The sequence below is a fragment of the Terriglobus sp. 2YAB30_2 genome (assembly GCF_052114765.1).
In the GTDB taxonomy this organism is placed as follows: Bacteria; Acidobacteriota; Terriglobia; order Terriglobales; family Acidobacteriaceae; genus Terriglobus.
In genome coordinates this window covers 306,267-324,287 of sequence record NZ_JBFRFJ010000008.1, presented here as the reverse complement: position 1 = coordinate 324,287, position 18,021 = coordinate 306,267, and the positions used below count along the sequence as shown (strand labels likewise).

13 protein-coding genes are annotated in these 18,021 nt (G+C 58.8%); 10 read left to right on the top strand and 3 right to left on the bottom strand.

Annotated features, from left to right (window positions below; genetic code table 11):
- The first annotated feature begins 29 nt into the window (after positions 1-29).
- The gene (locus AB4Y89_RS14200) at positions 30-2,522 is read left to right on the top strand and encodes a glycoside hydrolase family 95 protein (protein ID WP_442301589.1); all 2,493 of its coding nucleotides are present in this window, start codon (positions 30-32) and stop codon (positions 2,520-2,522) included.
- 203 nt (positions 2,523-2,725) lie between these two features.
- Here AB4Y89_RS14200 and AB4Y89_RS14195 read toward each other — a convergent pair whose 3' ends face one another.
- Positions 2,726-3,583 carry a hypothetical protein gene (locus tag AB4Y89_RS14195; RefSeq protein WP_442301588.1) on the bottom strand — a complete coding sequence of 286 codons (858 nt, stop codon included), beginning with the start codon at positions 3,581-3,583 and terminating at the stop codon, positions 2,726-2,728.
- Positions 3,584-3,977: 394 nt separating this feature from the next.
- On the opposite strand from AB4Y89_RS14195, the gene AB4Y89_RS14190 reads away from it, so the two are divergent.
- Both AB4Y89_RS14190 and AB4Y89_RS14185 read left to right on the top strand, forming a co-directional pair.
- Complete coding sequence (locus AB4Y89_RS14190) at positions 3,978-4,976, top strand: formylglycine-generating enzyme family protein (protein ID WP_442301587.1); 999 nt, start codon at positions 3,978-3,980, stop codon at positions 4,974-4,976.
- 163 nt (positions 4,977-5,139) lie between these two features.
- Positions 5,140-6,618, top strand: a complete 1,479-nt coding sequence (locus AB4Y89_RS14185; RefSeq protein ID WP_442301586.1) for a sulfatase-like hydrolase/transferase — start codon at positions 5,140-5,142, stop codon at positions 6,616-6,618.
- Between the two features lie 311 nt (positions 6,619-6,929).
- Here AB4Y89_RS14185 and AB4Y89_RS14180 read toward each other — a convergent pair whose 3' ends face one another.
- Positions 6,930-8,504, bottom strand: a complete 1,575-nt coding sequence (locus AB4Y89_RS14180; RefSeq protein ID WP_442301585.1) for a family 43 glycosylhydrolase — start codon at positions 8,502-8,504, stop codon at positions 6,930-6,932.
- Positions 8,505-8,563: 59 nt separating this feature from the next.
- Between AB4Y89_RS14180 and AB4Y89_RS14175 the strand changes: the two genes are divergently transcribed.
- Positions 8,564-9,586, top strand: a complete 1,023-nt coding sequence (locus AB4Y89_RS14175) for an Ldh family oxidoreductase (RefSeq protein ID WP_442301584.1) — start codon at positions 8,564-8,566, stop codon at positions 9,584-9,586.
- Positions 9,587-9,703: 117 nt separating this feature from the next.
- Here AB4Y89_RS14175 and AB4Y89_RS14170 read toward each other — a convergent pair whose 3' ends face one another.
- Positions 9,704-10,471: a GntR family transcriptional regulator gene (locus AB4Y89_RS14170; protein WP_442301583.1), complete on the bottom strand. Its 768-nt coding sequence runs from the start codon at positions 10,469-10,471 to the stop codon at positions 9,704-9,706.
- Positions 10,472-10,570: 99 nt separating this feature from the next.
- Here AB4Y89_RS14170 and AB4Y89_RS14165 point away from each other — a divergent pair, with 99 nt between their 5' ends.
- From AB4Y89_RS14165 to AB4Y89_RS14140, 6 genes are all read left to right on the top strand, one after another.
- Positions 10,571-11,524, top strand: coding sequence for a proline racemase family protein (locus AB4Y89_RS14165; protein WP_442301582.1), 954 nt, complete (start codon positions 10,571-10,573; stop codon positions 11,522-11,524).
- Complete coding sequence (locus AB4Y89_RS14160) at positions 11,524-12,642, top strand: NAD(P)/FAD-dependent oxidoreductase (RefSeq protein ID WP_442301581.1); 1,119 nt, start codon at positions 11,524-11,526, stop codon at positions 12,640-12,642. Before AB4Y89_RS14165 ends, AB4Y89_RS14160 begins: the two co-directional genes overlap by 1 nt.
- Positions 12,635-12,883, top strand: a complete 249-nt coding sequence (locus tag AB4Y89_RS14155) for a (2Fe-2S)-binding protein (RefSeq protein WP_442301580.1) — start codon at positions 12,635-12,637, stop codon at positions 12,881-12,883. Before AB4Y89_RS14160 ends, AB4Y89_RS14155 begins: the two co-directional genes overlap by 8 nt.
- Positions 12,880-14,160 (top strand): NAD(P)/FAD-dependent oxidoreductase, encoded by a 1,281-nt coding sequence (locus AB4Y89_RS14150; protein ID WP_442301579.1) that lies wholly within the window; start codon positions 12,880-12,882, stop codon positions 14,158-14,160. The genes AB4Y89_RS14155 and AB4Y89_RS14150 overlap by 4 nt, the downstream gene beginning before the upstream one ends.
- A gap of 9 nt (positions 14,161-14,169) precedes the next feature.
- The gene (locus AB4Y89_RS14145; protein WP_442301578.1) at positions 14,170-15,099 is read left to right on the top strand and encodes a dihydrodipicolinate synthase family protein; all 930 of its coding nucleotides are present in this window, start codon (positions 14,170-14,172) and stop codon (positions 15,097-15,099) included.
- An 86-nt stretch (positions 15,100-15,185) separates the two neighbouring features.
- Entirely contained in the window at positions 15,186-17,918 is a 2,733-nt protein-coding gene (locus AB4Y89_RS14140) for a DUF5695 domain-containing protein (RefSeq protein ID WP_442301577.1), read from the top strand.
- Positions 17,919-18,021: the final 103 nt, after the last annotated feature.

The following is an 18,021-nucleotide window of genomic DNA, read 5'->3' as shown; positions in this document are numbered from 1 at the left end:
TGCTTTAACTTCACTCAGAGGACCTCGTAGTGCGCCATCTGACTCGCCGGGCATTTCTTCCCTTCACCGCAGTTGCTCCTCGCGCCATCTCGCAGGTCGCGCGATCAGCATCTCACCATAGCGAAAACAATCATGATGCGAATTACACGATGTGGTTTCGCTCACCTGCATCGAATTGGATCGATGCGCTTCCGATTGGAAATGGAAGATTAGGCGGAATGGTCTTTGGCGGTGCCACGCAAGACCGAGTCTCTCTGAATGAAGACACGCTGTACTCGGGACATCCCAGGGACGGCAATAATCCCGGGGCGAAGAGCAAGCTGGCGGCTGTCAGGAAGGCAGTCCTGGAAGATGAGAACTATCATCTTGCCGACCAGATCTGTAAAGAGATGCAGGGCCCCTATGGGGAGGCGTATCAGCCTCTCGGTGACCTATATGTCACTCTGTTTGGCGATGCAGAGAGCCATGAAGAGGTAAGAGAGTACCGCCGCGAGCTGAATCTCGATACAGCGATTGCACAGACCACGTTTCGATTGGGGAACGTGAATGTTACCAAGCGGTGCTTTGTCTCCTATCCTGACAATGTGCTGGTGATGTCGATCGAGGCATCGGAACCGGTCACCGTCACGGTGCGTCTGGACAGCCAGCTTCAACACGTGGCCGACGTCAACGATGCTGCCTTTGTGATTCGGGGAAAGGCTCCGGTGGTCAGCAGACCGAATTACCTGAAGACTGACAATCCGATTCAGTATTCAGACGAGCCCGGCAAAGGCATGTACTTCGTTAGTGAAGCTCGCATCCTTTCAAACGATGGAAGGGCACACGCTGCAAATAATGTGCTGCAGATCGAGAAGGTACGGTCGGCTCACATACTCTTCGCTGCCGGCACGGGTTTTCGTAGTTATGACAAGGTTCCGGATCGCCCCACGAGCGAAATTCATGCCGGCGTGCGGGCCACATTGAACAAAGCAGCGGCCAAGCCGCTCCAGCTTCTACGCGACCGTCACATCGCCGCGCATCAGAAGTATTTTCGCCGCGTCGCCCTCGATCTCGGAGAACAGGATCGAACCCGCTCCACGGCAGAGCGTGTGGCAGAGTTTGAGAAGAAGCCGGATCCGTCTCTGCTGGCGCTTTACTTCCACTTTGGCCGCTACCTTCTGATCAGCAGCTCTCGCCCGGGCACACTTCCGGCAAACCTGCAGGGCATCTGGAACAATGAGCTTCGCCCGCCGTGGAGCTCTAACTGGACTTCGAACATCAATGTGCAGATGAATTACTGGCTGGCGGAGACCTGCAATCTCACCGAGTTCCATCAGCCGTTATTCGAGATGCTGCAGACGCTCGCGAAGAACGGCGCGAAGACCGCTGAAGTGAACTATGGCATGCCCGGCTGGGTCTCTCATCACAACATTGATGGATGGTGTCTCTCCAGCCCGGTAGGTGAAGGCAAAGGTGATCCCACATGGGCAAACTTCGCGATGAGTGCTCCATGGCTGTGTGCTCATTTGTGGGAGCACTACCTGTTTACCGGCGACAAGGGATTTCTCGAATCACAGGCGTATCCCCTGATGAAGGGTGCGGCGGAATTCTGCTCCGCCTGGCTGGTTTCAGATGGAAAAGGAAGACTCACAACCTGTCCATCCGTTTCTACCGAGAATGACTTCATGGCTCCGGATGGGAAGAAGGCAAATGTCAGCGCCGGCTGCACGATGGATATCGCACTCGTCCGTGAGCTCTTTAAGAACTGCATCGAAGCGTCCAGAGTTCTCGGGATCGATACGGAGTGGGCAGCACATCTTGGCCATCGACGTGACGGCATGATTCCCTATGCGGTCGGAAAGTACGGCCAGTTACAGGAGTGGTCTGTCGATTTTGCTGAGTCCACGCCAGGGCAACGGCACATGTCTCACCTCTATCCGCTCTACCCTGGTAATGAGTTCGACATGGAGAGCGCTCCGAAGTGGATGGCGGCAGGCCGCGTCTCATTGGAACGACGGCTGGCTAATGGCGGAGCGTATACGGGATGGAGCCGCGCATGGGCGTCTAATCTTTGGGCTCGCCTTGGAGATGGAGGGCAGGCCTGGACCTCGCTTCAGATGCATATGAAGGTGAGTACCGCCGGCAACTTCTTCGATACACATCCATCCGGGAATGGCGCGATCTTTCAGATTGACGGAAATTTTGGCACGACCTCCGCGATAGCAGAGATGCTGCTTCAGAGCCATAACGGTGTGATCCGGATTCTGCCCGCGCTGCCACAAGCATGGCCAAATGGAAGCATTGCGGGACTAAGAGCTCGTGGAGGAGTAACGGTCGACATTGCCTGGAACAACGGAGCTATTGCGAAGCTCTCAATGCTGGTGCAACAGCCAGGCACTCATCGGATTGTGCTTCCTGCGAGGGCGAAAAAGATTCGCAGCATTCCGGGTGCGAAGGGATCGGCGATCGTGACTGATCGCGATACAGGGATCGAAGTTAAGTTTCCAGCGTCGGGGCGTTATCGTTTTGTCTTTCATGCCTAGCTAAACCTCGAGCGCATCACCGGCGAGAAGCCGGGCCCATGTCCCCGAGGGACACGGGGCACACGGTACATGGGCATGCGGCCGCTGCGAAATAACAAACAAAGTTGGTCCTGTGCAGTTGAGTAGAGCCGAACTGGCTCCATTCAACTGCACAGGAGTTTCCATGCACAAAACGAACTATCTTTCCCTCGACAGCGCCGTTGTTACTGTGTTCCACCACCGGCGGTAGAAGAGATGCCCACCACCACCTGTGTGCCGCTATCCAACTGGATATCCTGTTTTGCGCCAAGCAGGATGCTGGAAGCCTGAGCCATTCGAGGATCTTGTTGGCCGGGCGCGTTGTTCGCCAGCAACACACCGGGAACCGAGGTGGTGCTGATGGCGATGTTACCGGTTTTGGCTACGACTGTTCCGGGCGCGGGGCTACCTGCTGCAGGACTGTCCCCTCCGGAAGCCGCCGCCGCATTGGAGCTTGGGCTTTGCGGCGCGGCGCCTGCGCTGCTGTCACCACTTGCTGCATTAGCGCCTGGGCTGGATGTACCACTCGCCGGTGGCGCGCTCATCGCGCTTGACCTGCCGGCCGATGCTGCACCGCCCGCTGGAGTGATGGACTGAATTTGCGAATGGATCGGGACACTCTGACCGCCCTTCAGTTCGAGATGGTCAAACTGAAGTACAACCTGGGAGTTCTGTCCTCCTTCACTCGCCTTTACGCCGAGTACATGACCGACGAGCTTCGACCCTTTGGGAATATCAGCTCCGTCCGCGGTCTTGGCTGGTGTCCTGGTCTGGATTACGACGCTGTCGCCATTCTTAGCGGTCTTTGAGTCCAGCTTGCTGACGAGCTCGCCATTCACTGGGCTCAGCGGTGCACTCGATGCTGCAGCAGTATTGGCGTCCTGACTATCAGGAGATGCCGGTGCTGTACTGGCAGGATTCTGCCGGGTGGGTGGGCCATCTGATTGCTGGTCGGGCTGGCTGGTTGAGGGTGATTGCTGAGCCACGAGCGTAAAGCTAGCCATGGCGAGTAGGGTCGTGACGAGCGTCGTGCGTGTATTCATGAAAATCCTCCGTCGATTGCTACTCACGTTTCCGCACCTTCACGATCTCAGCGGGACACGAAGTCCGTGTGCTGTTGCAACCGTGGTGCCAAACACGGCATTCCCGCATACCCTCCATCAAAAGCCGTGGATAGAGTGGATTCAACCCAACGCTGTCTTGGGGAAGTATCGATCTGAACCGACGCACCCCGAATTCTCTGCCGGAAAGACGTAATTCCTTCCGGTCGAAAAGTTCCATCAGCTTTCTTTCCACCGTCAACATAAATGTTCCGATGCACCTGTTATCGCGTCTTCCAGAGGTCCATCGGAGACGCCAAACCGGTCCAAAATTAGACGATTAACCAGCGTGATCTTCTTCTTTCAAACCGTGTAAGCTTGCCCGACAGAGGTTTCTATGAGCTGCATCATTCCCCAGCCATCCAAAGTAACGGACGGTGAGGCGCCCGCCTCCAAGAAGGGTTGCTGCGCGCCTTCGGCGGAGGCACGGCCGGTAGTGGCTGAAGAGCGCTCGGAACTCCGTTCCGGTAGCGATCCCCGAGACCGGATGATCGCGATGCAGGGAGGAACCTTCCTGATGGGAACCGATTATGCCGAAGCCTTTCCTGACGACGGCGAAGGGCCGGTTCGGGAAGTGACTCTCGATCCATTCTGGATTGATCGGTATCCGGTGACCAATGAACTGTTCTCCAGGTTTATCGATGAGACGGGATATCGAACCGAGGCCGAACGCTTCGGATGGTCTTTTGTCTTCTGGGCACACATTCCAAAAGAGCGGTTTTACGAACTTGTGGTCGATACGGTCGCCGCGGCTCCGTGGTGGTGCAAGGTTCCTGGCGCAAGCTGGCGAAACCCGGAAGGACCGGACTCCGCGATCAAAAGCAGAAGCAATCACCCTGTCGTTCATGTCTCATGGAACGACGCTTTGAGCTTCTGCGAATGGTCTGGGCAACGGCTTCCGACGGAAGCCGAGTGGGAGTACTCCGCCCGTGGCGGCCTGGTACAGAAACTCTATCCCTGGGGCGATAAGCTCCGGCCCGACGGAGAGCATCGCTGCAATATCTGGCAGGGAGAGTTCCCCCGTCATGACACGGGAGACGATGGGTATACGGGGACATGCCCGGTCGACGCATTCCCGCCCAATGGATACGGCCTCTACTCAGCAACAGGTAACACCTGGGAGTGGTGTGCTGACTGGTTCAGCACCGACTTTCATCTCACCGGCAGCCTCATCAATCCGAAAGGACCTGAAAGCGGGGAGAACAAGGTGATGAAGGGCGGATCTTTCCTGTGCCACAAGTCCTATTGCAATCGATACCGCGTCGCTGCACGCAGTTCGAATACGCCAGATAGCTCAACTTCACATATGAGCTTCCGGTGTGCCCGGAATATCTAGCGATGTATCGAGATATTCGTTTTGCGTTTGTTCGAGACTTGGGGTGTTCCTAACCAACCCTAGCGTTGCGAGGGTTGGGCACCCGGGCGGTTCTGAGCAACTCACACAGAGGTTGTCCGGCAGCACGCCCCAGACTCCACTTCTAAAATTCCCTGTGGAAGACATGAGCAATAACAGACGAGATTTCCTGAAATCGCTAACGGCCTCAATCCTCGCACCCGCGGTATCAGTAGAGGCTGAGGCAAGTGCATCGCAACGACTCCACAGCACTGCGACCCCACAGAGGAAGCAGCCAAACGTCCTTCTCATGATCTGCGATGACCTGGGATATGGAGACCTCGGGTCATACGGATCGAAGCTCCCGACTCCAACCCTGGACCATCTGGCGGAGGAAGGAGTTCGATGCGCCCGGCATAATGCAGCGCATCCAATCTGTTCGGCATCGCGAGCTGCGCTGCTTACTGGCCGCTATGCGGCTCGCAGCCACACGCCGGGCGCTCTGTTTCCACATGCCAAAGTTGCCATGGCACGGGAGGAGCAGACACTTGCGAACCTGTTCAAGGCTAAGGGCTATCGTACGCACGCCATTGGCAAATGGCATCTGGGCGATGAAGCCGGATATCTCCCGACAGATCGAGGCTTTGACTCCTTCTATGGCGTTCCCTATAGCGACGATATGCAGCCGCTCCCGCTGATGCGAAACGGCGACACGCTGGAGAGCGACACGGATCGTGATGAGCTCACGCCACGCTACACAGAAGAGGCACTCAAGCTACTTACACAGCGGGCATCCGAACCATTCTTTCTTTATCTTGCCTACTCCTATCCGCATGACCCGGCGCGAGGATCGAAGGCCTTTCGAGGACGCTCGGCATTCGGCGCCTATGGAGATGCTGTCGAAGAGATTGACTGGAGTGTCGGCCGACTGATGGACGCTCTCAAGCGAGGTGGACAGCACGACGACACGATCGTGCTCTTCACCAGCGATCACGGGCCGTGGTTTCAGGGTTCGCCGGGCAATACTCGCGGGCGCAAGGGCTCTACCTTCGAAGGTGGCGTGCGTGTCCCCTTTCTTGTTCGATGGCCAAAGCACGTCCCTGCGGGAGTGACATGCGAGGCATGGACTAGCCACCTTGATGTCTTACCGACACTCGCCAAATGGTGCAGCCTGGACACGCCTCGACTTCCTATCGATGGCAGCGATGTTTCTGCCGCTTTCCTGCACCAGAAGACCATGGAGGAGAGATCTGTGCTGTACTTCTCGCCTGCGGGTGGACGAGAGATGGTGCATGGAATCAGATCCGGGCCGTGGAAGCTCCGCGTTGCGCAGGGTACCGGCGAGATCTACATCAACGATCAGGGAATGGGCCGGGAGCATTATCTTTTGCCGCAACCGGAGCTGTACAACCTCGAATCAGATCCGATGGAGGGTTTCGATATTGCCGATCGTCATAGTGATGTTGTGCAGCGTCTGCTCGCCGAGATCGACCGGCAGCTTGAATCGTTCCCGGATACGACTCGCACGCAGTATGCCGAGCTTCGCAGCCGGCCCGCAAGCAGGATCACGCCTCCGGGAGCCGCGCCGAGAATCCAGCATGGTCCGTTGCCGGATTGGGCGTGGGAACCACCTGAGCGGCGATAGGGGCGAGGCGAGCTCTTCACTTCACCATCCTAGCCAGCAGAGTCTTAGGGAATTCCTTTCCCACCCGACTGTGAGCGTTCATCCCAGCGAACACGTTCACTGAGATGAACGAGTGAGAGACCCCGGTGTATAAGCGCTGAAGGCGCGTTCTATACCAGCCTGGGGCAACGCCCCAGGTCTCCGGCCCCGAGGTGTTAAAGGGCTGAAGGCCCGCTCTATAACTCCGCAGTGAAATCGAATTTGTGAATATGTCCTGGCAAAAAATTTGTCATCCATAACGAACCAGGCGTCAGCCAACTTCTCTACAGTAGTTATTCCTTAGAACAACGGCTGATCGGAGAGGGAGATGCTGATATCTGTTTTTGCGGCATTGCCGCATGCGGCGCCAGTGCCTCCCACTCCTGTATGGCCACAGCGGCATAGGTTTCGCCTTCGCCCGATGCATGGAAGATGCTACGCAGGCATCGCGTCTTGATGGTTCGGAAACTCACTTCATTCACAGCATCGGCTTTCGTTCCGTAAGCGGTGGCATCCTCAACGGGCTGCCAGTGATTCCCTGTCCAATACTCAAGATGCCAGGATTCGGGCGGTGCGACACCGACTTTCGATCCGGCAGGCTGATCGTTCCAGAACCAGATTCGCGATCCGTTTAATTGCACCGGGTGAGGCCAGTCATATTCGATCCACTGCGTTGGTGGGTTGTGCAGAGACCACGATGCCCATATATCCGGCGGTAAAGGATTCTTACGGACGAGGCCATCGTTCAATGCTGCGAGCGCATACTGCAACGGGATCGGTTCGTTGGAGGCATGTGCCTCTGCCACGGGAGCGATATTTCTGGTAACAACAGGCGGTGGGCCAGGAGCGCGCGTCGGTTTCACCTTTACGATACGGGCCGGGTTGGAGCTGTCATCCCATCGCATCTCGTCGATTGCGATACTACGACGGAAATGCCCGCCGCCCTTTGCATCTGCGGTGTGATACACGAGGTACCACTTCCCCTGGAAGGCAATCGCGCCCGGATGCGAAGTAGTACTCGAGACCGGATCGAGGAGCACGCCGCGATAGGTCCATGGGCCCAGAGGATTGCTTGCTGTCCCATAGGCAATGCATGCGTGATAGATCGCACGGGTGCAGTTGGAATCAGGGCCGGCATTATTCGCCGCATAGATCATGTAATAGGTATCACCGCGTCGAAACAGCCACGGAGCTTCAAAGAAACCCTTGAGAGCCGTAACCGAAATCTCCGGTCCCTTCGGCGTCACCATATCTTGCTCGAGCTCCATACCACGCAACCTGCCAAAGGTGCCCCAATAGAGAAAGACGCGGCCATCGTCATCGACCATCACGGTTGGATCAATGTTCTGGATCGTGTTCGGCTCCGGTATCGACTGCGAGACGATAGGGCCCGAGGGATGCGCGTCCTTCCAAGGTCCAAGAGGACTGTCGGCAACTGCGACACCGATGGCAAAGGGATCCTGGTTGCTGCTGTGTGCCTGCTGTACCGGCGCGTAGAGATAGAAACGGCCATCTCTTCCAGCAATGATCTGACCGGCATAGGCATGCCCGGCCTCTGCCCATGAGAACACCGTCTCGGGCCGCAGGATGGCCGGATAGTGCATCCAAGCACCGGATGAGACGCTCTTCGTCGACAGCAGCTGCCACTCCCGCATCACAAAGTCATTCACATCGGCAGGCGCCTCATCGCGGCCTGCAAGAATGTAGAGCGTGTCACCTGCTACCAGCGGCGCCGGGTCGGCTGAGTAATACTGACCATCCGCAAGGATAGGATTGCCTTTGCTATGGATCACACGAACCGTTTGCGGCCGCAATGCAACGCAACCACCGAGAAGGGCAAGGGTGAGGCAGCAGGCCACGTGCTTCATAGCGATACAATGATTCTATCGTTTTGTATACGATTTTGTTTTTCTAAAAGGCTTCGCGGATGAACCAGACAACTGACAAAGCTACGATTCACATGTCCCTCGACGAGCTGAGAGATTTCGCCAGCAGAATCCTGCTTGAGAACGGTCTTTCCGCCGCGCAGGTTCCTGGAGTTACGGAGACGCTGGTTGCGGGAGAACGCGATGGTTGTGGTGCGCATGGCATCTACCGGCTGCTCTCCGTGGTCCGCAGTATGCAGCTTGGGAAGATCAACCGGCATGCGAAACCCACCGTCACGGAGCCGGGGCTGTCACTTGTCCGCGTGGATGGCGATGGCGGCTTCGCACAGCTCGCCTTCGAAGCCGGTCGCCCGCTGCTAATCGAGAAGGCTCGCCGCTGTGGCATCGCGGCGCTGGCGCTCAACCGGTGTGCCCACTTTGCCGCCCTCTGGCCGGAGGTGGAAGCCATTGCCAGCGAAAATCTGGTCGCGATTGCAATGACCTCCAACCATGCCTGGGTGGCGCCCGCCGGTGGTACACAGCCGCTGTTCGGTACCAATCCTCTTGCCTTTGGATGGCCTCGGCCGGGGCAAGATCCTTTCGTCTTCGACTTCGCGACCAGCGCCATCGCGCGCGGAGAGCTGGAACTTCATCGCCGCGGAGGCAGACAGCTCCCTCCCGGTTGCGGCATTGATCGCGATGGAAACCCTACCACCGACCCCGCTGCGATTGCCGCCGGAGCCATGCTGCCGTTTGGAGGTCACAAAGGTTCTTCCCTGGCGCTGATGGTGGAACTGCTCGCCGGTCCTCTCATCGGAGACCTCACCAGCAAAGAGTCTCTCCTGATGGATGACGGTGCGGGTGCAGCGCCGATTGGAGGCGAACTCATCCTGGCAATTGACGGCTCCAGATTCAGCGACACCCCTGCCTCAGCCGATCAGGCGGAGGCGCTGTTTCAGCAGATTGTCGGGCAGGGCGCGCGGCTGCCATCACAGAGACGCTATATCGCCCGCAAAAGGAGCCTTGTGGAAGGCGTGCACATTCCGGCTGCGCTCTATGAGGAACTCGCAGGCCTGGGTCGATAGAGCATTTTTCCTGTAGGTGTAGAGTAGGGTTTCCGCATCTATGGGCGTTTTCCGCAATGAAAACGCCACTGCACACCCTTGTCGGGCGACCCACCCAACAGGGAAAATGCTCTAGAGTTACCAGCTACCGCGCTCTCCAAAGATGTCGATGACGTGCCCGAGCCGGTCCGCGCCCTTGATCCAGTTGTTCTGCAACGCGGCCTCTACACCATCGGCATCGCCGCGACGCACCGCCGCGATGATGGCGGCATGTTCGCGAACCGACATATGCAGATCGGTGATGATGGAGCTGGCATACAGGCGCCAGTAACGTTCCGCCTGCGGCTCCACCGCGCCGTGCAGTGTAGCAAGCCGCGGACCTGCGCCGGCGTGCACAATGGCGCGATGGAAGTCGCGGTCCACGTCGAAGATATCTGCCGTACGTCCCTTGCCCTTGGAGATTGCGGCCAGTTTGTGGTTGAGATTCTCCAGCGTATCCGCCAGCTTCTCCCGGTCTTCCGCCGAAGCCTGCGCCGCGCCGCGACCCGCAAGTCCTTCCAGCCTGCCGATAATCAAGTAGAGCTCGTTGGCATCTTCCTTCGTCAGCGGAGAGACGATCATCCTGGACTTGCTTACGTTCCGCTGCTCCAGCACATAGCCTTCGCGCTGCAGCCAGTGGATCGCCGCCCGTACCGGCGTACGGCTCATGCCCAGACGCTCCGCCAGGTCCGCTTCCACAATCCACGTCCCGGGCGACATCTTGCCGTGAACAATCAGCTCACGAATCTCCTGGAACGCAGTCAGCAGACTGGTGCCGTGCTCGGCTTTCTCTCGCTCGCCTGTTGGAGATACCGTCCGCACCGCGGTAGTCTTGGTTTTTGTTGGCCCAGCAGCGGTTTTCTTCACGTATCTTTCTCTCAATCCTTACTGTAGCGCACGATGGCCGGGCGGGCATCCCTGAATGAAAAAGGCGTATTTGTATCCAACTTCGTCTACAATTCAGGCATGCCATCGCCACTGCCTGTCTTCGTCTCCGTCGTGGACTCACACACGGCCGGGGAACCGACCCGTGTTGTCATTGAAGGTGGACCAGACCTGGGCTCCGGACCGCTGACCGAACGCCGGGCGCGGTTTCAGGCTGAGCATGATCATTTCCGCAGCGGCGTCGTCTGTGAGCCCCGCGGCTCCGAAGTCGTGGTCGGAGCATTGCTCTGTAAGCCCGTCAATCCTGATGCCGCGGCCGGGGTCATCTTCTTCAACGATGTCGGTTATCTGGGCATGTGCGGTCACGGCACGATTGGTCTTGTTATCACGCTGGCTCATCTCGGGCGCATTGGCCCGGGTAAGCACCTGATCGAGACTCCCGTTGGAGATGTTCACACTGAACTGCATGCAGATGGCAGCGTCTCTGTGCGCAACGTGCCCGCATATCGGTATCGCGAAGCAGTCCGTGTCGATGTTCCCGGCTACGGCACCTTCACCGGCGACATCGCCTGGGGCGGGAACTGGTTCTTCCTCGTCGCCGATCACGGTCAGGATCTCATCGCCGCCAACCGCAGTCCCCTGGTCACACTCACCACAGCAATACGCGAAGCTTTGATCGCGAACGGTATCACCGGAGCCGATGGCGCACTGATTGATCACATCGAGTTGGTCTCCGCACCGGAAGACCCAGCGAACTCCGGCCGCAACTTCGTCCTCTGCCCGGGCGCTTCGTTTGACCGCTCCCCTTGCGGCACGGGCACGAGCGCGAAGCTAGCCTGCCTGCACGCGGAAGGCAAACTTTCAGAAGGGCAGCAGTGGAAACAAGAAGGTATTCTTGGGACGGTATTTACCGGCTCCGTTGTTTCACACGGCGATCAGGTTATTCCGACCATCAGCGGACGCGCGTGGATTACGGCGGAGTCGAAGCTTTATTTCGATTCCAGCGATCCCTTCGGTAAAGGAATCGCGTTCTAATGCCTGGTTTTGATCTCGTCATCGTCGGCGCCGGTATCGTCGGCTGCGCGTGCGCACTGGAAGCTGCACGCGCCGGCCTGCGGGTGGTCATCGTCGAACGCGGCGTCGTCGGTGGAGGAACAACTGCGGCCGGCATGGGCCACGTTGTCGTGATGGACGACTCCCCGGCCCAACTTGCACTCACGGCTTACTCACGATCCTTGTGGCGAACCATGGCTCCGGAACTTCCCGCAGGTGTGGAGTATGAGTCACGAGGCACGTTGTGGATCGCGGCCGATGACGAAGAGATGGCCGAGGTCTTCTCGAAACAGACGACCTACGCCTGCGCCGGCATCGCCTCACAGGTTCTCGATCCTCGTGAACTGGCCGAGGCTGAGCCATATCTTCGCTCCGGGCTCGCCGGCGCTTTGCTGGTTCCTGACGATGGAGTGCTCTATCCTCCGGTAGCCACGGAATACTTCCTCTCCGAAGCACGGCGTTTGGGCGTTGTGTTTCTCTCCGACCATGAGGTTGTGCGTTGCGGCAAAGGGCGTGTTCAGTTTGCGAACGGCACCTCCATCGAAGCGGAGCGGATTCTCCTTGCCAGCGGTGCTTCTATCGATCTGCTGCCGTCGCTGCCTATCCAAAAACGAAAGGGCCATCTGCTCATCACCGACCGATACCCCGGCGTGGTGAGCCATCAGTTGGTTGAGCTCGGCTATCTGAAGAGCGCGCATAAGCTCACGGCCGACTCAGTGGCATTCAACATCCAGCCCCGGCTTACCGGCCAGTTGCTGATCGGCTCGTCGCGTCAGTACGGCGACGAGAGCCGCGAGATCAACCACGCCATACTTCGGAGCATGCTCGAACGCGCCATCGAATACATGCCTTGCCTGAAAGGGCTTTCGGGGATTCGCGTGTGGACCGGCCATCGCGCTGCGACGGCGGATAAGCTTCCGCTCATTGGACCAACGGCGGATCCTACGCTGTTTCTTGCCATGGGCTTCGAGGGACTTGGTATCACCAATGCGCCCGGAGCAGCCGTACTTGCCATTGATGCTCTTCTTGGCCGAGCATCGGTCATCGATGCTGCGGCGTATCTACCGTCGCGTATCCAGCAGGAGGCGGTTCATGCCTGATCAGCAGGTCGTCATTCATGTGAATGGATCGCCTATCTCTGTGCCTGCCGGCTCTATGCTGAGCTCGGCATTGTTGATGGCATCTGCGCCCTGCCGTATTTCAATTACGGGCGAGCCCCGCACCGCACTCTGCGGCATGGGAATCTGTCTTGAGTGCCGCGCCGTCGTCAACGGAGTTCCGCATACTCGCACCTGCCAGACCGTATGCCAGGAAGGCATGCGCGTGGAGACCCAGCCATGAAGCCGGCAGATGTTCTGGTCATCGGAGCCGGTCCCGCCGGCCTTGCCGCGGCAACCGCGGCTTCGCGCAATGGCTGCCGTGTTGCCGTTCTCGACGACAACCCCGCAGCCGGCGGACAGATCTGGCGTGCGGATATCACGCGGCCCCACCACGAGGACCCCGCGCGTGGCGACGCGATAGCAGCCTTTCACACCTCCGGAGCCGCTCTGCTTCCCGGCCGCCGTATCGTCGATGTACCTTCGCCATCCACATTGCTGGCCGAGGCCGGAGGCCATTTTGAGACCTATCGTTGGGATCGCCTGATCCTCGCTACCGGTGCGCGAGAACGCTTTCTCCCTTTTCCTGGATGGACCCTGCCGGGAGTCTTCGGTGCTGGGGGTCTGCAGGCTCTCGTCAAAGGCGGATATCCAGTTGCAGGAAAGCGGATCGTTGTCGCGGGAACAGGTCCATTGCTACTCGCTGTCGCTGCTCATCTGCGGGAATATGGGGCCTCGATCGTCACCGTCGCCGAACAGGCGTCGTTCTTCCAGATGTTGCCCTTTGCAGCATCGCTCTTGCGCAGTCCGAGTAAGCTGCTGCAGGGTGCAAGCTACCGCAAGACTCTTGGTATCACTCCGTACCAGACAGCCTGCTGGCCGGTCGCGGCGCAGGGCGGTGAGGTGTTGCGCTCCGTCACACTGACTAACGGCCGGCGGACATGGACGGTTGAGTGCGACCTGCTTGCCTGCGGCTTTCATCTTGTACCGAATACCGAGCTCGCTCAACTGCTGGGATGCACACTTCAAAGCAGCTTTGTCCAGGTCGACTCGCAACAGCAAACTTCGGTCGCCGGCATTTACTGTGCGGGTGAACCCACTGGCATCGCGGGTGTTGATGCCGCACAGGTTCAAGGGGAGATCGCAGGACTTGCAGCCGCAGATTGCAGTCCCCTCCCGATGCGCCTGCTCACTCGCCGCGCAAAGGAAGCTGCGTTTGGCCGCCGTCTGACGCACGCCTTCCGGCTTCGTTCTGAAGTGCTCAGGCTCGCTTCGCAGGAGACGATCGTCTGCCGTTGTGAAGATGTCACCTTCGGCCAACTGCAGACGCGTTCCAACTGGACAGACGCCAAACTCCATACCCGGTGCGGCATGGGTCCATGCCAGGGCCGCATCTGCGGCCCCGCAACAGAGGCGCTCTTCGGCTGGCAGCCAACCTCTGTCCGCACACCTCTTTTTCCGATTCCTGTCGCTGCCTTCTGCGACGAAACCTCTTCGCTCAACGCACCATCAGCCCGTTAGGAGATCTCTATGAAGTGGACCGGAGTGATTCCCGCAGTCACCACGCCGTTTGAACCCTCCCTCGCCGTCAACCACAAACTGCTCTTCCAGCACACATCGTGGATGCTGAAAAACGGATGCACCGGCCTGGTCATGCTTGGCTCTCTCGGAGAGGGCGCAACGCTGGAACATAACGAGAAGGTGGCCATTCTTGAGACGGCGCTTCGCGCTTCAGAGAAGACCGGAACTCCTGTGGTCGCCGGCATCTCCTCTCTCTCGACGGCAGCCGCCGTTCGTCTGGCAAAGGAAGCAGAAGACCTCGGCTGCGCTGGCCTGATGGTGCTTCCGCCCTACGTCTATAGCACCGACTGGCGCGAGATGAAGGCTCACATCGCGGCGATCATCCGGGCAACGAAGCTCTCCTGCATGCTCTACAACAACCCGGTTGCCTATAAGACCGACTACATTCCGGAGCAGCTGAAAGAGCTGGCGCAGGAGTTCCCCAACCTGCACGCCATCAAGGAATCGAGCACTGATGTGCGCCGCGTGACCGCGATCCGCGCCATCCTTGATGATCGCCTTACCATCTGCACCGGTGTTGATGACGCAATCGTCGAAGCGATTGCGGCCGGATCCAGTGCCTGGATCGCAGGTCTGGTCAACGCCTTCCCCGCTGAGTCCGTCGCGCTTTACGAGCTTGCAATGGCGGGAAAACATCAGGAGGCCTTCGAGCTCTATCGCTGGTTCCTGCCTTTGCTCCGCCTCGACACCGTGCCGAAGTTCGTCCAGCTCATCAAGTGGGTTCAGGAGCAGACCGGCACTGGCACAGCCAGGGTCCGGCCGCCGCGGCTCGAGATCGTTGGCGCAGAGCTTGAAGAGGTGAAGGCAGTGCTGGCAACGGCAATGGCCAACCGTCCTTCGGTCAAATCCACTCCGTTCCCTGTTCTGCAGCAGGCGTAAGTCAGCAGACGGCGGCTGCATCCCCTCCATGCAGCCGCCCCCGCAAGGTTAGCCCTCCCCCTTTGAATACAGCTTCAGGAGTCGCAGTGAGGTTCTCTCCGTTGTTCCGCCTGTCTCGTGCTGTCCTGTTGTCCTCGCTCGTAAGCAGCACCCTGAGTTGGTCACAGCCTCCCAAGCCTCTTCCGCCTGGCCCCATGCTCGATGGCGGCCGCGTGGTGCTGAAAGCGAAAGATCTCACGTTGGAGCTGCTTGCCTACTCCGGCACCGTGGCACAGCTGAGGCCCGCGGCAGATCCGATGCTGGACTACACTCCCGGCGACCTGCTCACGTCTCGCTCGGCGGATACCTTCTACCATCTGGGCGACCTCGATCTGCGGCTTCGCGATGATGCCTCTACCGAATGGAAGGACTACTCGACCGCCTACCGCCGCAAGCCTGTTCAGGTTCTCGCCAGCACACCAGCGGTGTTCCGCGCTGACCTTGCAGCAACGCTTCCGGCAGAGATTCCGCTTCGTATCGTACGGGAGTGGTCCATTCGGAATGGCGAGATTTATCTCAGCTACACGCTCACCAATCGCACGCACAAAGTTGTTCACCTTGGCGGCACTGGCGTTCCGATGGTCTTCAACAACATCATGAACGGTCGCACGCTCGAACAGAGCTACACGACCTGCTCCTTCTATGACCCCTACATCGGTCGGGATGCCGGCTATGTTCAGGTTGCACGTCTCTCCGGCAAAGGCCCCGCGCTTCTGATCGCGCCCGAGGGCCATGCGCCACTGGAAGCCTGGAGGCCAATCCTCGATAAGCGTGTCACCCGTGGTGGTGAAGGCCTGCTCCTCAACGATCCTACGCAACGCGGTATGACCTTCGAAGGTTCGTATGAGTGGATGATCCACTCCGCGGGCTTCGCCGACACCGACTGGAAGGGCGCCGAGCAGTGGAACCAACCGACGGAAGCTGTGCTTCAGCCGGGTAAGAGTGTCACCTATACGCTGCATCTGTTCGTCGCTCCATCGCTGCGCGAGATTGAAGCGACGCTCACAGCTCACGGACGTCCGGTCGCCATCGGCATTCCCGGATACATCCTGCCGCAGGATACGGATGGCCGGCTCTTCCTTCGTTCGGCGAGTCCAGTCACCAGCATCGTCAGCGAGCCGGAAGGCGCACTCTCTCTCCATCACGATGGCCTGGCGCCCGACGGCAAGACGCAGGCCTACACCGTTCGTGGTCTTCGTTGGGGACGAGTTCGACTACGCATCACCTATGGGGATGGCAATGTACAGACCATCGCCTATCGCACCATCAAGCCGGAGACACAGACGGTCGCCGATCTCGGCCGCTTTCTCTTTCACGAGCAGTGGTTTGAGCAGCCCGATGATCCATTCCATCGCTCGCCCTCCGTCATCAGCTACGACAACGATGCCGGCAAACAGCTCTCTCAGGAGTCTCGCGTATGGATCGCTGGACTGAGCGATGAAGGCGGAGCAGGGTCGTGGCTGGCGGCAGCGATGAAGGAAGCCATTGCACCCGATCCGGAGGAGGTTCGTAAACTCGAGGCCTTTGTGAATCAAACCGTCTGGGGTCACCTGCAGGAGAGCGAAGGCCCACAGAAGTTCGGTGTTCACAAGAGCCTCTTCTACTACCAGCCGGACGCGATGCCCGCCGGGTACTACGACACGTCGATGAACTGGGGCACGTGGACCAGCTGGAATCGCAAGGATGCTGCCGACGTGGGCCGCTCATTCAACTATCCGCATGTCGTCGCTGCATACTGGTCCCTCTACCGCATCGCGCGTAATACCTCTGGCCTTACGTCAAAGCAGGACTGGAAGTGGTATCTCGATCACGCATATGAGACCACCATGGCCATGCGGTCGCAGGCGCCGTACTACACGCAGTTCGGCCAGATGGAAGGCACCGTCTTCACGTTGCTGCTCCACGATCTGAAGATGGAAGGCTGGACCGAACAAGCCTCTACGCTGGAAGGCTGGATGCGCGAACGCGCACAACAGTGGAGTCACGAGCCGTATCCCTTCGGCAGCGAAATGCCATGGGATTCGACCGGGCAGGAAGAGGTCTACGCCTGGACACGCTACTTCGGCTACAAAGAAAAGGCCGACCTTACGCTCAATGCCATCCTCGCCTATACGCCGGTCGTACCCTCCTGGGGATATAACGGCAGCGCCCGCCGTTACTGGGACTTTCTCTATGGCGGGAAGTATCCGCGCATCGAGCGTCAGCTACATCACTACGGATCAGGCTTGAATGCAATTCCGCTGCTCAGCGAGTATCGCGTCCATCCTGGCGATCTCTATCTGCTGCGCGCGGGTTACGGCGGCGTCATGGGTCCGCTTGCGAACATCGATGAGAAGGGCTTCGGCTCTGCGGCGTTTCACTCATATCCCGATCGCATGCAGTACGACCCATATACCGGCGACTACGGTCCGAACTTCCTCGGCCATGCGCTCAACACCGGTGCATATCTCATGCAGAATCCCTCGCTGGGCTGGCTTGCTTTCGGCGGCAACGTGACGATCCACGGGAACATCGTCCGGCTTGCTGTGCTTGACTCAGCGCGACAGCGTGTTTTTCTTGCTCCAACCGGTCAGTGGCTCACTCTTGACGGCGGAGCATTTACGGCGGTGGAGTATGACACCTCGACGCATCAGGTCACGGTTCACCTAGCGTCTGCGACCGCTTATGTCAAAGAAGTGAAGCTGCACATCTCTACTCAGGCGACGGAGAAGCCTGAGGAAGTACGCACTGTTTCCCTTTCGTCGGACGAAACTACGATATCGTTGACGACGCCACGCTGATTGCGCCAGCCGACGGGGTACCTCAGCGGCTAAAGCCGCATGTGTTTCGGGTTCTATATGGGACGGCTGAAGCCGTCCCCTTAAGCAAGGCATTCGCGCGTTG